Source organism: Streptomyces yatensis, from assembly GCF_018069625.1.
Classification (GTDB): Bacteria; Actinomycetota; Actinomycetes; order Streptomycetales; family Streptomycetaceae; genus Streptomyces; species Streptomyces yatensis.
In genome coordinates, this window is the sequence record NZ_CP072941.1 from 5,907,809 (window position 1) to 5,923,760 (window position 15,952).

The window sequence follows — 15,952 nt, forward strand, 5'->3', positions numbered from 1 at the left end:
TCTGAACACGACGGATCCTCCAAGCAGCGCAGGCCCACCGAGCCGCACCGGGTCATTCGGCCAGCACCGCCCTGAGCTGGTCCAGCGCCCACTCCAGATCCTCCTCGCTGATCACCAGGGGCGGGGCGATCCGGATGGTGGCGCCATGGGTGTCCTTGACCAGCACTCCGCGGTCCATGAGCCGCTCGGAGATCTGCCGCCCGGTGCCCCGAGACGGATGGATGTCCACCCCCGCCCACAGCCCCCGGCCGCGCACCCGCTCAACTCCCCTTCCCACGAGCAGCCCCAGCTCCCGGTGGAGCAGCTCGCCCAGCGTGGCCGAGCGCCGCTGGAACTCCCCGGTCCGCACCATGGCGATCACCTCCAGGGCGATCGCGCAGGCGAGCGGGCTGCCGCCGAAGGTGGAGCCGTGCTCCCCGGGGCGGTGCACCCCGAGCACCTCGCGGGAGGACACCACCGCCGACACCGGTACCACCCCGCCGCCCAGCGCCTTGCCCAGCACATAGACATCGGGGACCACCCCCTCGTGCTCACAGGCGAAGGTGGTGCCGGTGCGCCCGAGGCCCGACTGGATCTCATCGGCGATGAACAGCACATTCCGCTCCCGGGTCAGCTCCCGGACCCCGGCCAGATAGCCGGGCGGCGGTACCACCACCCCGGCCTCGCCCTGGACCGGCTCCAGCAGCACGGCGACCGTCTCCTCGGGCGCGGCGTCGAGCGCCGCCTCCATGGCCGCCAGCTCCCCGTACGGCACGATCGAGAACCCGGGGGTGAAGGGGCCGTGGTCGGCACGGGCTTCCGGATCGGTGGAGCAGCTGATGAGGGTGGTCGTCCGGCCGTGGAAGTTGTCCCTGGCGGCGATGATCCTGGCCCGGCCGTCCGGTACGCCCTTGATCCGGTAGCCCCATTTGCGGGCGGTCTTGATGGCCGTCTCCATCGCCTCCGCCCCCGTGTTCATGGGCAGCACCATCTCCATGCCGCACAGCTCGGCCAGCTCGGAGCAGAAGGCGCCGAAGCGGTCGTGGTGGAACGCGCGGGAGGTGAGGGTGACCCGGTCCAGCTGCGCCTTGGCGGCCTCGATCAGCCGTCGGTTGCGATGTCCGAAGTTGAGTGCCGAGTATCCGGCGAGCAGGTCGAGATAGCGGCGGCCCTCGACATCGGTCATCCAGGCGCCTTCGGCGGACGCGACGACGACCGGCAGCGGATGGTAATTGTGCGCGCCATGGGCCTCGGCGGCGGCGATGGCCCGCTCCGCGGAGCGTCCCGGTCCCATCTTGTCCTCCTTGTCTCACTAGCTAGAGTGGGGGTGCGCACCGTGACTGGCGAGCCGAGCGTGGAACCGACCACGAGGAAGCGATGCGCGGCCTCAGCGCCACGAGGTGCCGCCCGCCTGGGCACCCCGGGACACGACCGGACCGTCACCGATCGCCCCGGAGGACTCGATGAGCCTGCCCCTGACCCATCCCGCCCTGTCGGCCGCCGACCCCGAACTCGCCTCCCTCGTCGGCTCCGAGGAGCTGCTGCAGTCCGAGACCCTGCGCCTGATCCCGAGCGAGAACTATGTCTCCGCCGCCGTCCTGGAAGCCTCCGGGACGGTGCTGCAGAACAAGTACAGCGAGGGCTACGCCGGCCGCCGCTACTACGAGGGCCAGCAGGTCATCGACCAGGTGGAGACCCTGGCGATCGACCGGGCCAAGGCCGTCTTCGGCACCGAGCACGCCAATGTCCAGCCCTACTCCGGCTCGCCCGCCAACCTCGCGGTCTATCTGGCCTTCGCCCAGCCCGGTGACACCGTGATGGGCATGTCACTGCCCATGGGCGGTCATCTCACCCACGGCTGGGGCGTCTCCGCCACCGGCACCTGGTTCCGCGGCGTCCAGTACGGGGTGCGCCGGGACACCGGCGCGATCGACTTCGACCAGGTGCGCGAGCTGGCCCTCCAGGAGCGGCCCAAGCTGATCTTCTGCGGTGGCACGGCGGTGCCCCGCACCATCGACTTCGCCGCCTTCGCGGAGATCGCCCGCGAGGTGGACGCGGTGCTCGTCGCCGATATCGCGCATATCGCCGGTCTGATCGCGGGCGGCGCCCATCCCTCGCCCGTTCCGTATGCCGATGTCATCTCCACCACCACTCATAAGACGCTCCGGGGCCCGCGCGGCGCCATGCTGATGGCGCGCGAGACCCATGCCAAGGCCATCGACAAGGCCGTCTTCCCCGGGCTGCAGGGCGGTCCGCACAACCAGACCACCGCCGCCATCGCGGTGGCCCTGCACGAGGCCGCCCAGCCCGCCTTCCGTGACTACGCCCATGCCGTGGTCGCCAACGCCAAGGCGCTCGCCGAGGAACTGCTCGCCCGCGGCTTCGATCTGGTCTCCGGCGGCACCGACAACCATCTGATCCTGATGGACCTGACGCCCAAGGAGGTGCCGGGCAAGGTCGCGGCCAAGGCCCTGGACCAGGCGGGGATCGTGGTGAACTACAACACCGTGCCCTACGACCCGCGCAAGCCCTTCGACCCCTCCGGCGTCCGGATCGGCACTCCCTCCCTCACCTCGCGCGGTCTGTCCACCGAGCACATGCCCGCCGTGGCCGACTGGATCGACCGCGGGGTGACCGCCGCGAAGAGCGGTGACCAGGGCGCCCTCATCAAGATCAGGGCCGAGGTGTCCGAGCTGATGGCGGCCTACCCGGCTCCCGGTCTGCCGACCGGCTGACGCCGCCCGCGGGCCCCTGCCCGGCCTCCAGGCCGGGCAGCGGCCGCCACCACTGCTCCTCCCGGATCCGGTCGTCGGCCACCGGCACCGGCAGGCCCACGATCCGGGCGAGCACCCGCTCGACCAGCGTCTCCCCGCCCGCGCGCGACACGCCGTGCCGCGACGGGCCGCCGGACGGCGGTATCTCCAACGCCTGCCCGAGCGCCCGCAGCTCTCCGGGCAGCCCTTCCTCGGCCATCTCCTTCGCCTCCCCACTCGGTCCCATCAGCCGTCCACCGCGTCTCCTCGGCGGTCTCCGACGGCCCCAGCAGCCGCTCCAGCCGTCTCAGGGCGCGGCTCAGCCGTGATTTCACCGTGCCGCGAGGCCAGCCCAGCGCCTCCGCGGTCTCGCCCTCGTCCAGATCCAGCAGATAGCGGTAGATCACCACCCGCCGCTGCGGCTCGCTCAGCTCCTCCAGCGCGGTCAGCAGCCGCTCCCGCCGCTCGCCCGCCAGCGCCACGGCCGCCGGATCGGCGGACTCCGGTATCACCGGCTCGGCCCCGGACAGCAGCGCTCCCTCCCGGTCCGCCGCCGTCCGCCTCCGGCGCGCCGAACGCACCGCGTTACTCGTCTCATGGGCGACGATCCGCAGCAGCCAGGGCCGGAACGCCGCCTCGCTCTCGAACCGCCCCAGCGCGAGATACGCCTTCACAAAGGCGTCCTGCACCACATCCTCGGCATCCGCGCCCGCCCCGAGCAGCCGGGCGGTGCGGTGCGCGATCGGCGCATGGGCCCGCACCAGCTCGGCATATGCCTCGGTGTCGCCGGCCCGCACCCGCGCGATGATCTGTGCTTCACGAGTCCTCACACCTTTCATACACCGGCGGACGGAGTCTGGTTCCACACCTGAGAGAATGGGTGCCATGGCCCTCGATCGTCCCCGTGCGCTCTCCGGTATCCAGCCCACCGCAGGTTCCTTCCACCTCGGCAACTACCTCGGTGCGATCCGGCAGTACGTCGCGCTGCAGGAGACCCACGACGCGTTCTACACCGTGGTCGACCTGCACGCGATCACCGTGCCGCAGGACCCGGCGGAGCTGCGCGCCAACAGCCGGCTCGCCGCCGCCCAGCTGCTCGCCTCCGGCCTGGACCCGGACCGCTGCACGCTCTTCATCCAGAGCCATGTGCCCGAGCACGCCCAGCTCGGGTGGGTGATGAACTGTCTCACCGGCTTCGGCGAGGCGTCCCGGATGACGCAGTTCAAGGACAAGTCGGCCAGGCACGGCGCCGACCGGGCCACCGTCGGCCTCTTCACCTACCCCATCCTGCAGGTCGCGGACATCCTGCTCTACCAGGCCAACCACGTCCCGGTCGGCGAGGACCAGCGCCAGCACATCGAGCTCACCCGGGATCTGGCCGACCGCTTCAACGGCCGGTTCGGCGAGACCTTCACCGTCCCCGAGGCGTACATCGTCAAGGAGACCGGGAAGATCTACGACCTCCAGGACCCGACGATCAAGATGAGCAAGTCGGCGTCCACGCCGAAGGGCATCGTCAGCCTCCTCGACGAGCCCAAGGTCTCCGCGAAGAAGATCAAGAGCGCGGTGACCGACCTCGAGACGGAGATCCGCTACGACGAGGAGAAGAAGCCGGGCGTCAGCAATCTCCTGACCATCTACTCCACCCTGACCGGCACCGCCATCCCGGAGTTGGAGCGCCGTTACGAGGGCAAGGGCTACGGCGCGCTCAAGACCGAGCTCTCCGAGGTGCTGGTCGAGTGGGTCACCCCGTTCCGCGAGCGGACCCAGGAATACCTCGCCGACCCCGCGACGTTGGACGGAATCCTGGCCAAGGGCGCCGAGAAGGCCCGAGCCGTCGCCGCCGAGACGCTGGCCGCCGCCTACGACAAGGTGGGCTTCCTGCCCCCGGTGCGCTGAGCGGCACGTCGAGCGTCGTGCGCACCACCCGGTGAGCACGGCGCACCCCGCGCACGTATGGATACGGACCCGCGCGGACAGCGGAACACACCGGTCCGGCCCCCTGACCAGGGGGCCTGTGGATCGGTGTGTGGAAGAACCGAGGAATCTAGCCGCGAAGGCGGCGCAGCCGCCACACTGACACGGGTGCAGCGGCCACAACTCAGCAGCCCGGGAGGGCCAGGAGGGAGAACGCAGTGGGGACCGTAACGCTCGGCGTTTCGATCGCGGTCCCGGAGCCGTACGGCAGCTTCCTCCAGGAGCGGCGCGCGGGCTTCGGGGACCCGGCCGCCCATGGCATCCCCACTCACGTCACCCTTTTGCCGCCGACCGAGGTCGACACCTCGGCGCTGCCCGCCGTGGAGGACCATCTGGCGCGGGTCGCGGCCGAGGGGCGGCCGTTCCCGATGCGGCTGGAGGGCACCGGCACCTTCCGGCCGCTCTCGCCGGTCGTCTTCGTCAGGATCGTCGAGGGCGCGGAGGAGTGCGCGGTGCTGCAGGAGCGGATCCGGGTGGAGTCCGGGCCGTGCGCGCGGGAGCTGCAGTTCCCGTACCACCCGCATGTCACGATCGCCCACGGCATCGACGAGGAGGCGATGGACCGGGCGTTCGTCGAGCTCAAGGAGTACGAGGCCGCCTGGACGATCACCGGCTTCGCGCTGTACGAGCAGGGGGAGGACGGGGTCTGGCGGCTGGACCGCGAATACCCGTTCGGGTCGGACGAACTGCCGGGCGGTGCCTCGCCCGTGGTGCCGCGTCAGGCTGATCTCTCGCGTCCGGCGGCGCCACGGTAGGCCGTGCTGCCGGGGTTGGTTCTGGTGCGTTGGTCGTCCGCGGGTGCGTTGTGGCTGGGCGCGCCGTTCCTCGCGCCCCTGCGGGGCTTCGGTGCGTTCGTCGTCTGCGGGTGCGTTGTGGCTGGGCGCGCAGTTCCTCGCGCCCCTGCGGAGCGCCCTACTGGGGCCGCCGGGGGAGCAGGTGGCGGGCCGCCGTCGTCAGTCGTAGTGCGGCCGGTGTCCAGATGATCGCGGCGCGCCGGCGCAGGCCCTCCTCGATGGCCTCGGCGACCGCCTGGGGCGTGGTGGCCAGCGGTGCGGGGCGCAGCCCGGCCGTGAGCTTCGTACGGACGAAGCCGGGTCGGACGACCATCACATGGACGCCCGTGCCGCGCAGCGCCTCGCCCAGCCCCTGCGCGAACGCGTCGAGCCCGGCCTTGGCGGAGGCGTGGATGAAGTCGGTGCGGCGGACCCGTCCCGCGGCGGCCGAGGAGAGCACCACCAGCGAGCCGTGGCCCTGGCGGCGCATGGCGTTGGCGCAGATCAGGGCCGAGGAGACGGCGCCGGTGTAGTTGGTCTGGGCGACGCGGACCGCCGCCGGGGGATCGGTCTCGTCCCGCGGCTGGACGCCCAGGACGCCGAAGGTCAGCAGCACCAGGTCGATGTCGCCCTCGGCGAAGACCTTGCCCAGGGTCACCTCGTGGGCCTCGGGGGCGAGCGCGTCGAAGGACACCGTAAGGGTGTCGGCACCGAGGTCCCGCAGCTGCCGGGCGGCCGACTCCAGGGCGGGGGAGGGGCGGCCGGCCAGCCAGACCGTACGGGCGCGACGGCTGATCAGGCGGCGGACGGTCGCCAGGGCGATCTCGGACGTGCCGCCCAGGACGAGCACCGACTGCGGGGAACCGATCACGTCCTTCATGGGGGGAACGTATCCCCCGATACGGGGTATATGGAGTGATCGTGCGCCCGTACTCACGGCCTCACCGAAAAGAGTGATGGGCGGAGCGGCTGTCCGGGGAACCCGGATATCCATATCGCGCACCGGCGCGCCGAGGAGTGACACCGCGCGGAAGGGTACTTGCTGATCATGGAATCGTTGACCCGGCTGCCTGTCGTCGGCCCCGCGATGGCCTGGCTGATGCGCACCCATGCCTGGCGTACCTACGAGCGGCTGGACCGCGTCCACTGGACCCGGCTCGCCGCCGCGATCACGTTCACCAGCTTCATCGCCTTCTTCCCGCTCATCGCCGTCGGCGCGGCCATCGGCGCGGCGACGCTCAGCCAATCGCAGATGGCCCAGTTGCAGAAGAAGATCGCCCAGCAGATCCCGGGCATCTCCGGCCAGCTCGACCTGGGCGGACTCGTCCAGAACGCCGCCACGATCGGAGTCGTCGCGGGCGCCCTGCTGCTGTTCACCGGCATCAGCTGGGTGGGCTCGCTGCGCGAGTCCCTGCGCGCCGTATGGGAGCTGGAGGAGGACCCCGGCAACCCGCTGGTGCGCAAGGTCAAGGACGCCTTCGTGCTGATCGGGCTGGGCGGTGTGGCGCTCGTGTCGTTCGCCGTGTCCGCCCTGGCCGCCACCGCCGTGGGCCGGATCGTCCGGCTCATCGGCATCCCCGAGAACGGGATCGGGGGCTGGCTGCTGCGGATCGCCGCGTTCGCCATCGCCGTCTGCGCCGACCTCGTGCTGCTGAGCTACGTCCTGACCTGGCTGCCCGGTGTGCAGCCGCCGCGCCGTACGGTCGTGATCGCCGCGCTCATCGGCGCGATCGGCTTCGAACTGCTCAAGGTGCTGCTCAGCAGCTATCTGAAGGACGTGGCGGCCAAGAGCATGTACGGGGCGTTCGGGGTGCCCATCGCCTTGTTGCTGTGGATGAACTTCACCGCGAAACTCACGCTGTACTGCTCCGCCTGGACCGCCACCCCGCCCGCCGCCCAGGCCGAGCACGAGGCCGAATGGGCGGCCGAGGCGGACATGGCCCAGCCGTCCGAGGCGGACATGGCCGAGCCGTCCGAGGCGGACGAGGCCGAGCCGTCCGAGCCGGACAAGGCCGAGCCGGACCGCGCCCGGCCGTCCGAGCCGGAGGTCGGAAAGCACCGCGCCCGCGGGCCCGAAGGCCCGCAGGCGGCGGCGTGACGGCGACCGTAAGAAGGCCGCGTCGGCCGTAAGGGCTCGCTCAATGGGCTCGCTCAATGGGCTCGCTCAATGTGGGCTCGCCCAGTGGGCTTCGCTCAGTCGCGCGAGCGGCGCCGCACCAGCTCCGGCAGCGGCCAGCGGCGGTGCACCCCGAAGGCCACCGCGCCCAGCAGCGCCAGGGAGCCGCCCGCGATGCCCACCGCGGTCCAGGCCCCGCCGGAGCCCTCGTCGTCCGTGGAGACGGACGCCTGGGCGTGCTTGTGGCCGTCCTCGCCGCCGGCCGAGGGGTGGCTCGCGCCCGGCGCGCCCGGCCGGACGAGGGTGCCGACCGGGTTCACCGAGCCCGCCGCCTTGAAGCCCCAGTCGAAGAGCCTCGCGGTCTCCTTGTAGACCTCGTTCGCCTCCTTCTCCTGCGGATTCATGACCGTGACCAGCAGCACCCGGCTTCCGCGCTGGGCGACCCCGGTGAAGGTGGCGCCCGCGTTCGTGGTGTTGCCGTTCTTGACCCCGGCGATGCCCTTGTAGGGCTCGACGCCGAAGCCGGTCAGCAGCCGGTTGGTGTTCTGGATGCCGAAGCTGGAGCGCTTCTTCTTGCCCTTTTCGAACGTGCCGGGGAACTGCGCCGTCGCCGTCGAGCAGTACTCCCGGAAGTCCGCCTTCTGCAGCCCCGAGCGGGCGAAGAGGGTCAGGTCGTACGCGCTGCTGACCTGGCCCTTCTCGTCGTAGCCGTCCGGTGTGACGACATGGGTGTCGCGCGCGTTCAGATGCTTCGCGTGTGCCTGCATCTCCCTTACGGTCGCCGGGACACCGCCGTTCATGGCCGACAGCACATGCACCGCGTCGTTGCCCGAGCGCAGGAAGACGCCGAGCCACAGGTCGTGGACCGAGTAGGTGTAGTTCTCCTTGACCCCGACCAGGCTGCTGCCCTCGCCCATCCCCTCCAGGTCGGACAGCTGCACCTTGTGGGTCTTCGTCTTCGGCATCTTCGGCAGCAGGGTGTCCGCGAACAGCATCTTCAGCGTGGACGCGGGCGGCAGCTGCCAGTGGGCGTTGTGCGAGGCGAGCACATCACCGGACTCGGCGTCGGCCACCAGCCAGGACTTTCCGCTGAGCTCCCTGGGCAGCGCGGGGGCGCCCGCCTTGGGGTCCACCTGGGTCCCGGGGCGGCCGAGCCGCTTCCCGCCCACCGTGGACATATGGGCGGGCGGCTTGACCGCGTCGGTGGCGCCACCCGGCTGGTCGGCGGCGTGCGCCGGGGCGGCGGCGAGCGGCCCGCACAGCAGGAGGGCGGCGGCGGTGGCGGCCAGCGGCGCGGCGGCGCGGCGGGCGGGGGTACGGCGACTGCTCTGGCGGACGCTCTTGCCGGTGCTCTTACGGGTGCGGTCTCGGACGTGAGTGCTGGTGAAGGAAGGTGTGGGCACGGAGGTGAACGTACCTGGCGTCGCTGAGGAGAGCGACAGCAGCGCCGACGTATTGACGGCAGACCCCCGCGTGGAGGTATCCGGGGCCGTGCCCATACTGGAACCCATGAAGCTCAGCCGCCCCGTGTCCTGGTTCCTGCTCGCCTTCGGGGTCTGGAGCTGGGTCATCTGGTTCACCTTTGTCAAAAATTTGTGGAAGGACGCCAGCGGACTCGCCTTCGACGACTCCGGCGACCCCACCACGTACTTTTGGGTGCATCTGCTGCTCGCGATCACCTCGTTTCTCTTGGGGACGGCGATCGGGGTGATCGGGTTGCGTGGGGTGCGCGCTCTGCGTCGAAACGACGCCTCCGAGTAGCCGTTCCAGGCAGCCGTCGGGTAATCGCTGGGGGAGGGGACCGGGGATGGTCGTGCTCTACGTCCTGATCGCGCTGGTCGTCGTCGGTCTGCTGACCGGCGTCCACTGGTATCTGTGGCGGCGGCTCGTCGGCGACACGACGTCGCGCGGGGGGTGGGCGCGCCGTGCGGGCACGGCGGCGGCCTTCGTGCTGCCGCTGATGAGCGTCGGCGCGGTGATCTCGGGCCGCGCGGGCGCGCCCTTCCCGCTCCAGCGCGTCCTGGCCTGGCCGGGCTACCTCTGGCTCGCCCTGCTCCTGTACCTGACGCTGGCCCTGCTCGTGGGCGAGGCGGTACGGCCGCTGCTGGGCGCTTGGCTGGGCCGTCGCAAGCCCGCCGAACCCGCTGATGTGCGGTCGGCCGAGGGCCCCGCGGCGGGCGCGGAGGTGGCTGCCGCCGCCGGGCGGACAGTGGACGACGGTTCGGCGGTGACCGCCGTCGCCCCCGCTTCGTCGGCTGTCCGCACGGATGGCTGCGAGGGCACGGCCGCCGACGCCCCCGCGGCCGTGGCGGTTGAGCCGGCAACGGATGAGACTGCTCAGGGCGTCGCCGCCGAGTCCGCCGCGCGGACGGCTGAGACCGCTGAGACGGCTGCCAAGGCGGCCGCCACGGACCGCCCCGCGGGCCCGCCGCCCGCCGCCTCCCGGCGGCTGTTCGTCGCCCGGGCCGTGGCCGTCGGGGCCACCGCCGTGGCCGCCGGAACGGTGGGGTACGGCACGTACACCGTGCTGCGCGGGCCGCGGGTCAAGAGGATCACCGTGCCGCTCGCCAAGCTGCCGCGCCGGGCGCACGGCTTCCGGATCGCCGTGGTCAGCGATATCCACCTCGGGCCGATCCTGGGCCGCGCCCACACCCAGCGGGTCGTCGAGGCGGTCAACCGCACCAATCCCGACCTCATCGCCGTCGTCGGCGACCTCGTGGACGGCAGTGTCGCGGACCTCGGCCCGGCCGCCGAGCCGCTGCGGGCGCTGCGCGCCCGCCACGGCAGCTACTTCGTCACCGGCAACCACGAGTACTACTCGGGCGCCGACGCGTGGGTGGACCATGTGCGCGAGCTGGGCCTGCGTCCTCTGGAGAACGAGCGCACCGAGCTGCCCGGCTTCGACCTCGCCGGGGTGAACGACGTCGCGGGCGAGAGCGAGGGCCGGGGCCCCGACTTTGGCAAGGCGCTCGGCGACCGCGACCGCTCGCGCGCCTCCGTGCTGCTCGCCCATCAGCCGGTGGTGATCCACGACGCGGTGAAGGCGGGCGTCGATCTCCAGCTGTCCGGCCACACCCATGGCGGTCAGCTGTGGCCCGGCACCTATGTGGCCGAGCTGGCCAACCCCACCGCCGCCGGTCTCGAGCGGTACGGCGACACCCAGCTCTATGTGACCCGCGGCGCGGGCGCCTGGGGCCCGCCGGTACGGGTCGGGGCGCCACCGGACGTCACCGTGGTGGAGCTGGCCTCGACCCGTACCTGAGCGTCTGAGCGCCCGCCATCCCGGCCCCGCCCCGCATCAGCGGGAGTCGGCGGCGGACCGCTGAATCTCCGGCGAGCCGGTGGAACCGGCGGAACCGGCGGGACCCTTGCTGACCAGCGGACGGTCGAGGTCCCCCGCCGGTGAGCCGTCGTCGGCCGCCCGCGCCACCGCCACCGCGACCGGCTCCGACCGGTCGATGCCCTGCCCGGCAACTCGTACGCCACCGCCCTGCGCGTCGGCCCGCTTGGCGCGGCGGTGCGGCAGCGAGGCGTTGCGTATGCCCGAGATACGGTCGTGCGGGGCCAGCCGGTCCGGGTGACGCAGCGTCTTGCGTACGCAGGTGGCGGTCAGCGTGAACCCGGCCATCACCGCGAGCAGTTGGACGGGGCTGAGCGCCGTAAGGACCGCCGCCGCGCCCTGGGCGCCCGAGTCGCGGACGGTGGCGAACAGACCGGACGGCCACGGCTCGTGCAGCAGCGTCAGCATGGCCAGGAACAGCCCTGACAGGAACGGCATCACCAGCGCCCCGAGCAGCAGCGCGCGCAGGGTCAGCCGCCAGGGCACCAGCGGGCCACCGTCGTCCGCCACCAGCTTCAGCAGCAACAGCCGCTTTCCGGGGGTAGCGCCGGTCGCCAGCGGCAGGAGGATGAACCAGGCCGCGAAGATTCCTACCGGTATCCATGAGGGAGCCGCGCCGCCCTGATAGGTCATCACGGCCGCGGCAAACACCGATGCGACGACATATCCGGCCACATCCACGACCAGCGCCGTCAGCCGCCGCCCGAACGGCACCGGACGTGCCGCCAGCGCCCGCCCGTCCAGCGCCTCCAGCGCCGGCAGCATCCGCGCGACCGGCCCGGCCAGCAGCCAACCGATCATCGCTCCCGAGGTGTTGACGATCAGGTCGTCCACGTCGAAGAGGCGGTACGGGCAGTTGTAGAGACCCCACACCCCGGTCCACTGCGTCAGCTCGAAGGACATGGCGACCACGAAGCCGATCACGGCGGTGGCGCGCAGCGAGCGCCCGAAGTGGTAGCGCAGGAAGACGCCGAGCGGCAGAAGCAGCAGCAGATTGAAGAGGGTCCCGGCGACGGCGGGGTTCTGGAGGACGAGGGAGTTGAGCCCGACCTTGTGGTGGGCCTCTTTCCAGATGTCGCCGAAGGTGTTCCCGGGCATCCACTGCGGATGGGCCACGGGCGCGAACCGCTCGCACATGTCGCCCGTCTGCTTCGGCAGCGGCACGATCGTCATGCAGTAGGCGGTGAGCAGGTAGTAGAGGAAGCCGTAGAGCGACAGCGTCCGCCCCGGGGACATCACGCCGTGCCGGCGGTAGAGGAGGACGGCTGTCGGCAGCAATAACACGAGTGCGAGCAGCGGGAAGAGGGCTGCGGCCGTCTTGATCGGCAGAAGGTAGGCGGTGGCCATGCACAGGACTATACGCCATGCGTATACACCGCGTGTATAGCTCTCCGGCGTGCGCCGATACGACGAGGGCCCCGCCCCCGGAATCCGGGAAGCGGGGCCCTCGCCCACAGGCTTGGAGCCAAAAGCTCCGTCGCTCAGAAGCGGCAGCGCAGAAGCGGCCGTTCGGAAGCGGCAGCTCAGAAGCGGCGCGTGATCAAGGCGCGCTTGACCTCCTGAATGGCCTTGGTGACCTCGATGCCCCGCGGACACGCCTCGGTGCAGTTGAAGGTGGTGCGGCAGCGCCAGACGCCGTCCTTGTCGTTCAGGATCTCCAGCCGCTGCTCACCGCCCTCGTCGCGGGAGTCGAAGATGAAGCGGTGCGCGTTGACGATCGCCGCCGGGCCGAAGTACTGGCCGTCGTTCCAGAACACCGGGCACGAGGAGGTGCACGCGGCGCACAGGATGCACTTGGTGGTGTCGTCGAACCGCTCGCGGTCCTCGGCGGACTGCAGCCGCTCACGCGTCGGCTCGTTGCCCGTCGTGATCAGGAAGGGCATCACATCGCGGTACGCCTGGAAGAACGGCTCCATGTCCACGATGAGGTCCTTGAGGACCGTGAGCCCCTTGATCGGCTCGACCGTGATGGGCTTCTCCGGGTTGATGTCCTTGATCAGCGTCTTGCAGGCCAGCCGGTTGCGGCCGTTGATCCGCATCGCGTCGGAGCCGCAGATGCCGTGGGCGCAGGAGCGGCGGAAGGTCAGGGTGCCGTCCAGCTCCCACTTGACCTTGTGGAGTCCGTCGAGGACGCGCTCCTTGGGGTCCATGTCGATCTGGAAGTCCTCCCAGACCGCCTGGTCCGAGACCTCCGGGTTGAAGCGCCGGATCCGGAAGGTGACGGTGATCAGGTGCGAGGCGGTGGCGTCGGCCGCCTCGGGGGCCTGGTCGGACTTCTCGAGGGTGGGGGTGCTCATCAGTACTTACGCTCCATCGGCTGGTAGCGGGTCTGCACGACCGGCTTGTAGTCGAGGCGGATGGACTCGGAGCCGTCCGCGCCCACCTCTCGGTACGCCATGGTGTGCCGCATGAAGTTGACGTCGTCGCGGTTCGGGTAGTCCTCGCGGTAGTGGCCGCCGCGCGACTCCTTGCGGGCCAGTGCCGAGATCGCCATGACCTCGGCCAGGTCGAGCAGGTTGCCCAGCTCGATGGCCTCCAGCAGATCGGTGTTGAACCGCTTGCCCTTGTCCTGGACGCTGACGTTCTTGAATCGCTCCCGCAGGTGGCCGATCTCCTCGACGGCCTCCTTGAGCGTCTGCTCGGTGCGGAAGACCATGACGTTCTTGTCCATGGTCTCCTGCAGCGCCTTGCGGACCTCGGTGACCCGCTCGGTGCCGGTCGCGTCCCGCAGGTTCTCCACCTGGCTCTGGACGAACCCGGCCGGGTCCTCCGGGAGCTCGACGAAGTCGGCCCTGGCGGAGTACTCCGCGGCGGCGATACCCGCCCGGCGGCCGAAGACGTTGATGTCCAGCAGCGAGTTGGTGCCCAGCCGGTTGGCGCCGTGCACCGAGACGCAGGCGACCTCGCCGGCCGCGTACAGGCCGGGGACGACGGTGTCGTTGTCCGCCAGCACCTCGCCCTGGACGTTGGTCGGGATGCCGCCCATCGTGTAGTGCGCGGTCGGCTGGATCGGGATCGGGTCCGTGTACGGCTCGATGCCCAGGTACGTCCGCGCGAACTCGGTGATGTCGGGCAGCTTGGCGTCCAGCTGCTCCGGCGGCAGGTGGGTCAGGTCCAGATAGACGTGGTCGCCCTCCGGACCGCAGCCGCGGCCCTCACGGATCTCCGTGTAGATCGACCGCGACACCACGTCTCGCGATGCCAGGTCCTTCATGACCGGCGCGTACTTCTCCATGAAGCGCTCGCCGTCCTTGTTGCGGAGGATGCCGCCCTCACCGCGGGCGCCCTCCGTCAGCAGGATGCCCATGCGCCAGATGCCGGTCGGGTGGAACTGGAAGAACTCCATGTCCTCCAGCGGCAGCCCGCGCCGGTAGGCGACCGCCTGGCCGTCACCGGTGAGGGTGTGCGCGTTGGAGGTCACCTTGAAGAACTTGCCGCAGCCGCCGGAGGCGAAGACGACGGCCTTCGCCTGGAAGACGTGCAGCTCACCGGTGGCCAGCTCGTACGCCACCACACCGGCGGTGCGCTTGACCCCGTCGACCTCGGTCATCAGGAGGTCCAGGACGTAGAACTCGTTGAAGAACTCCACGCCCTCCTTGACGCAGTTCTGGTACAGCGTCTGGAGGATCATGTGGCCGGTGCGGTCCGAGGCGTAGCAGGACCGGCGGACCGGGGCCTCGCCGTGGTTACGGCTGTGGCCGCCGAAGCGGCGCTGGTCGATGGTGCCGTTCGGGGTGCGGTTGAACGGCAGGCCCATCTTCTCCAGGTCGAGGACAGAGTCGATGGCCTCCTTCGCCAGGATCTCGGCGGCGTCCTGGTCGACCAGGTAGTCGCCGCCCTTGATCGTGTCGAAGGTGTGCCACTCCCAGTTGTCCTCCTCGACGTTGGCGAGGGCGGCGGCCATGCCGCCCTGGGCCGCGCCGGTGTGGGAGCGGGTCGGGTAGAGCTTGGTGAGCACCGCGGTGCGGCTGCGCTTGGTCGACTCGATGGCCGCGCGCATTCCGGCCCCGCCGGCGCCGACGATGACGGTGTCGTACTTATGGATCTTCATGAGTGGATACCTCAGCCCCGGGGCCTAGCGGATGTTCGGGTCGAAGGTGAAGATCACCAGAGTGCCGAGCACGATGGTGAATCCTGCCGCCGTGTAGAGCAGCGCCTTCAGCCAGAGGCGGGTGTTGTCCCGCTCCGCGTAGTCGTTGATGATCGTGCGCAGGCCGTTCGCGCCGTGCAGCGTGGCGAGCCAGAGCATGATCAGATCCCATGCCTGCCAGAACGGCGAGGCCCAGCGGCCGGCCACGAAGGCGAAGCCGATCTTGGTGACACCGCCGTCCAGCACCAGCTGGATCAGCAGATGGCCCAGGACCAGGACGACCAGCAGGACGCCGGACAGGCGCATGAACAGCCAGCCGTACATCTCGAAGTTCGTACGGGTCGCCCTGGGCGTCTTGCGGGTGCGGGCCCGCGGCGGCTCGATGACCGGGGCCGGATGATCCACGTCGTACGCGCTGACCGCGTCGCTCGCGGGGGTGGTGGTCTCGGCGGACATGTGCGTCAGCTCCCGAACAGTTCGCGCAGCGTGTGCTGGAGGATCGGGTAGAAGGCACCGGCCATCAGCACGACCCAGATACCGACGACGCCCCAGAGCATCTGCCGCTGGTACCTCGCTCCCTTGGACCAGAAGTCGACGGCGATGACGCGAAGGCCGTTGAGGGCGTGAAACAGGATGGCGGCCACGAGGCCGTACTCCATCAGGTTCACGACGGGATTCTTGTAGGTGGCAACCACGTTGTCGTACGCCTCGGGCGAGACGCGGACCAGCGAGGTGTCCAGCACATGTACGAACAGGAAGAAGAAGATGAGGACGCCGGTGACTCGATGAGCCACCCAGGACCACATGCCTTCCCGGCCGCGATACAGCGTTCCAGCCGGCACGGAAAAACCCTCCGGAAGCGGATTTGGGGCCTGCCGGCTTCGGGGTCGGTCGGGCCCGGCCGGGTACGGTCCACCGGCCCTG

At 70.5% G+C, this 15,952-nt stretch carries 14 protein-coding genes, 1 pseudogene and 1 riboswitch; of the genes and pseudogenes, 6 read left to right on the forward strand and 9 right to left on the reverse strand.

Annotated elements, in window-relative coordinates; genetic code table 11:
- Positions 1–52 precede the first annotated feature (52 nt).
- The gene (rocD, locus tag J8403_RS24845; protein WP_211125093.1) at positions 53–1,273 is read right to left on the reverse strand and encodes an ornithine--oxo-acid transaminase; all 1,221 of its coding nucleotides are present in this window, start codon (positions 1,271–1,273) and stop codon (positions 53–55) included.
- A gap of 32 nt (positions 1,274–1,305) precedes the next feature.
- Positions 1,306–1,403, forward strand: a riboswitch (ZMP/ZTP riboswitch).
- Between the two features lie 39 nt (positions 1,404–1,442).
- Here rocD and J8403_RS24850 point away from each other — a divergent pair.
- Positions 1,443–2,714: a serine hydroxymethyltransferase gene (locus tag J8403_RS24850; protein WP_211125094.1), complete on the forward strand. Its 1,272-nt coding sequence runs from the start codon at positions 1,443–1,445 to the stop codon at positions 2,712–2,714.
- A gap of 305 nt (positions 2,715–3,019) precedes the next feature.
- Here J8403_RS24850 and J8403_RS43775 read toward each other — a convergent pair.
- A pseudogene (locus tag J8403_RS43775) lies at positions 3,020–3,541 on the reverse strand (RNA polymerase sigma factor); the annotation flags it as partial.
- Between the two features lie 76 nt (positions 3,542–3,617).
- On the opposite strand from J8403_RS43775, the gene trpS reads away from it, so the two are divergent.
- Both trpS and J8403_RS24865 read left to right on the forward strand, forming a co-directional pair.
- Positions 3,618–4,631, forward strand: a complete 1,014-nt coding sequence (gene trpS / locus J8403_RS24860; RefSeq protein ID WP_211125096.1) for a tryptophan--tRNA ligase — start codon at positions 3,618–3,620, stop codon at positions 4,629–4,631.
- A 236-nt stretch (positions 4,632–4,867) separates the two neighbouring features.
- Positions 4,868–5,464: a 2'-5' RNA ligase family protein gene (locus J8403_RS24865; protein WP_211125097.1), complete on the forward strand. Its 597-nt coding sequence runs from the start codon at positions 4,868–4,870 to the stop codon at positions 5,462–5,464.
- A 157-nt stretch (positions 5,465–5,621) separates the two neighbouring features.
- On the opposite strand, the gene dprE2 is transcribed toward J8403_RS24865, so the two are convergent.
- Positions 5,622–6,362, reverse strand: coding sequence for a decaprenylphospho-beta-D-erythro-pentofuranosid-2-ulose 2-reductase (gene dprE2, locus J8403_RS24870; RefSeq protein ID WP_211125098.1), 741 nt, complete (start codon positions 6,360–6,362; stop codon positions 5,622–5,624).
- 168 nt (positions 6,363–6,530) lie between these two features.
- On the opposite strand from dprE2, the gene J8403_RS24875 reads away from it, so the two are divergent.
- Positions 6,531–7,580, forward strand: coding sequence for a YihY/virulence factor BrkB family protein (locus J8403_RS24875; RefSeq protein WP_246585977.1), 1,050 nt, complete (start codon positions 6,531–6,533; stop codon positions 7,578–7,580).
- 95 nt (positions 7,581–7,675) lie between these two features.
- Here J8403_RS24875 and J8403_RS24880 read toward each other — a convergent pair whose 3' ends face one another.
- Positions 7,676–9,097, reverse strand: coding sequence for a D-alanyl-D-alanine carboxypeptidase family protein (locus J8403_RS24880; protein WP_343245369.1), 1,422 nt, complete (start codon positions 9,095–9,097; stop codon positions 7,676–7,678).
- Between the two features lie 10 nt (positions 9,098–9,107).
- Here J8403_RS24880 and J8403_RS43780 point away from each other — a divergent pair, with 10 nt between their 5' ends.
- Entirely contained in the window at positions 9,108–9,359 is a 252-nt protein-coding gene (locus J8403_RS43780) for an SCO4848 family membrane protein (protein WP_043241427.1), read from the forward strand.
- Positions 9,360–9,405: 46 nt separating this feature from the next.
- On the forward strand, positions 9,406–10,860 hold the full coding sequence (locus J8403_RS24885; protein ID WP_211125100.1) for a metallophosphoesterase: 1,455 nt from the start codon (positions 9,406–9,408) through the stop codon (positions 10,858–10,860).
- 36 nt (positions 10,861–10,896) lie between these two features.
- Here the strand turns inward: J8403_RS24885 and J8403_RS24890 are convergent, their stop codons facing one another.
- The 5 genes from J8403_RS24890 to sdhC form a co-directional block, all read right to left on the reverse strand.
- The gene (locus J8403_RS24890) at positions 10,897–12,285 is read right to left on the reverse strand and encodes a VanZ family protein (protein ID WP_211125101.1); all 1,389 of its coding nucleotides are present in this window, start codon (positions 12,283–12,285) and stop codon (positions 10,897–10,899) included.
- Between the two features lie 176 nt (positions 12,286–12,461).
- Positions 12,462–13,235: a succinate dehydrogenase iron-sulfur subunit gene (locus tag J8403_RS24895; protein WP_119989364.1), complete on the reverse strand. Its 774-nt coding sequence runs from the start codon at positions 13,233–13,235 to the stop codon at positions 12,462–12,464.
- Complete coding sequence (gene sdhA, locus J8403_RS24900) at positions 13,235–14,989, reverse strand: succinate dehydrogenase flavoprotein subunit (RefSeq protein ID WP_211125102.1); 1,755 nt, start codon at positions 14,987–14,989, stop codon at positions 13,235–13,237. The genes J8403_RS24895 and sdhA overlap by 1 nt, the downstream gene beginning before the upstream one ends.
- Before the next feature lie 24 nt (positions 14,990–15,013).
- On the reverse strand, positions 15,014–15,484 hold the full coding sequence (locus tag J8403_RS24905; RefSeq protein ID WP_037953443.1) for a succinate dehydrogenase hydrophobic membrane anchor subunit: 471 nt from the start codon (positions 15,482–15,484) through the stop codon (positions 15,014–15,016).
- A gap of 5 nt (positions 15,485–15,489) precedes the next feature.
- Positions 15,490–15,870, reverse strand: a complete 381-nt coding sequence (gene sdhC / locus J8403_RS24910; RefSeq protein ID WP_014061379.1) for a succinate dehydrogenase, cytochrome b556 subunit — start codon at positions 15,868–15,870, stop codon at positions 15,490–15,492.
- Between the last annotated feature and the right edge of the window lie 82 nt (positions 15,871–15,952).

Bases quoted from the DNA above. Each gene is read 5' to 3' on its own strand.
- rocD (WP_211125093.1), bottom strand. From the start codon at position 1,273: ATGGGACCGGGACGCTCCGCGGAGCGGGCCATCGCCGCCGCCGAGGCC.
- J8403_RS24850 (WP_211125094.1), top strand. From the start codon at position 1,443: ATGAGCCTGCCCCTGACCCATCCCGCCCTGTCGGCCGCCGACCCCGAA.
- trpS (WP_211125096.1), top strand. From the start codon at position 3,618: ATGGCCCTCGATCGTCCCCGTGCGCTCTCCGGTATCCAGCCCACCGCA.
- dprE2 (WP_211125098.1), bottom strand. From the start codon at position 6,362: ATGAAGGACGTGATCGGTTCCCCGCAGTCGGTGCTCGTCCTGGGCGGC.
- J8403_RS24875 (WP_246585977.1), top strand. From the start codon at position 6,531: ATGGAATCGTTGACCCGGCTGCCTGTCGTCGGCCCCGCGATGGCCTGG.
- J8403_RS24880 (WP_343245369.1), bottom strand. From the start codon at position 9,097: ATGGGCACGGCCCCGGATACCTCCACGCGGGGGTCTGCCGTCAATACG.
- J8403_RS43780 (WP_043241427.1), top strand. From the start codon at position 9,108: ATGAAGCTCAGCCGCCCCGTGTCCTGGTTCCTGCTCGCCTTCGGGGTC.
- J8403_RS24885 (WP_211125100.1), top strand. From the start codon at position 9,406: ATGGTCGTGCTCTACGTCCTGATCGCGCTGGTCGTCGTCGGTCTGCTG.
- J8403_RS24890 (WP_211125101.1), bottom strand. From the start codon at position 12,285: ATGGCCACCGCCTACCTTCTGCCGATCAAGACGGCCGCAGCCCTCTTC.
- J8403_RS24895 (WP_119989364.1), bottom strand. From the start codon at position 13,235: ATGAGCACCCCCACCCTCGAGAAGTCCGACCAGGCCCCCGAGGCGGCC.
- sdhA (WP_211125102.1), bottom strand. From the start codon at position 14,989: ATGAAGATCCATAAGTACGACACCGTCATCGTCGGCGCCGGCGGGGCC.
- J8403_RS24905 (WP_037953443.1), bottom strand. From the start codon at position 15,484: ATGTCCGCCGAGACCACCACCCCCGCGAGCGACGCGGTCAGCGCGTAC.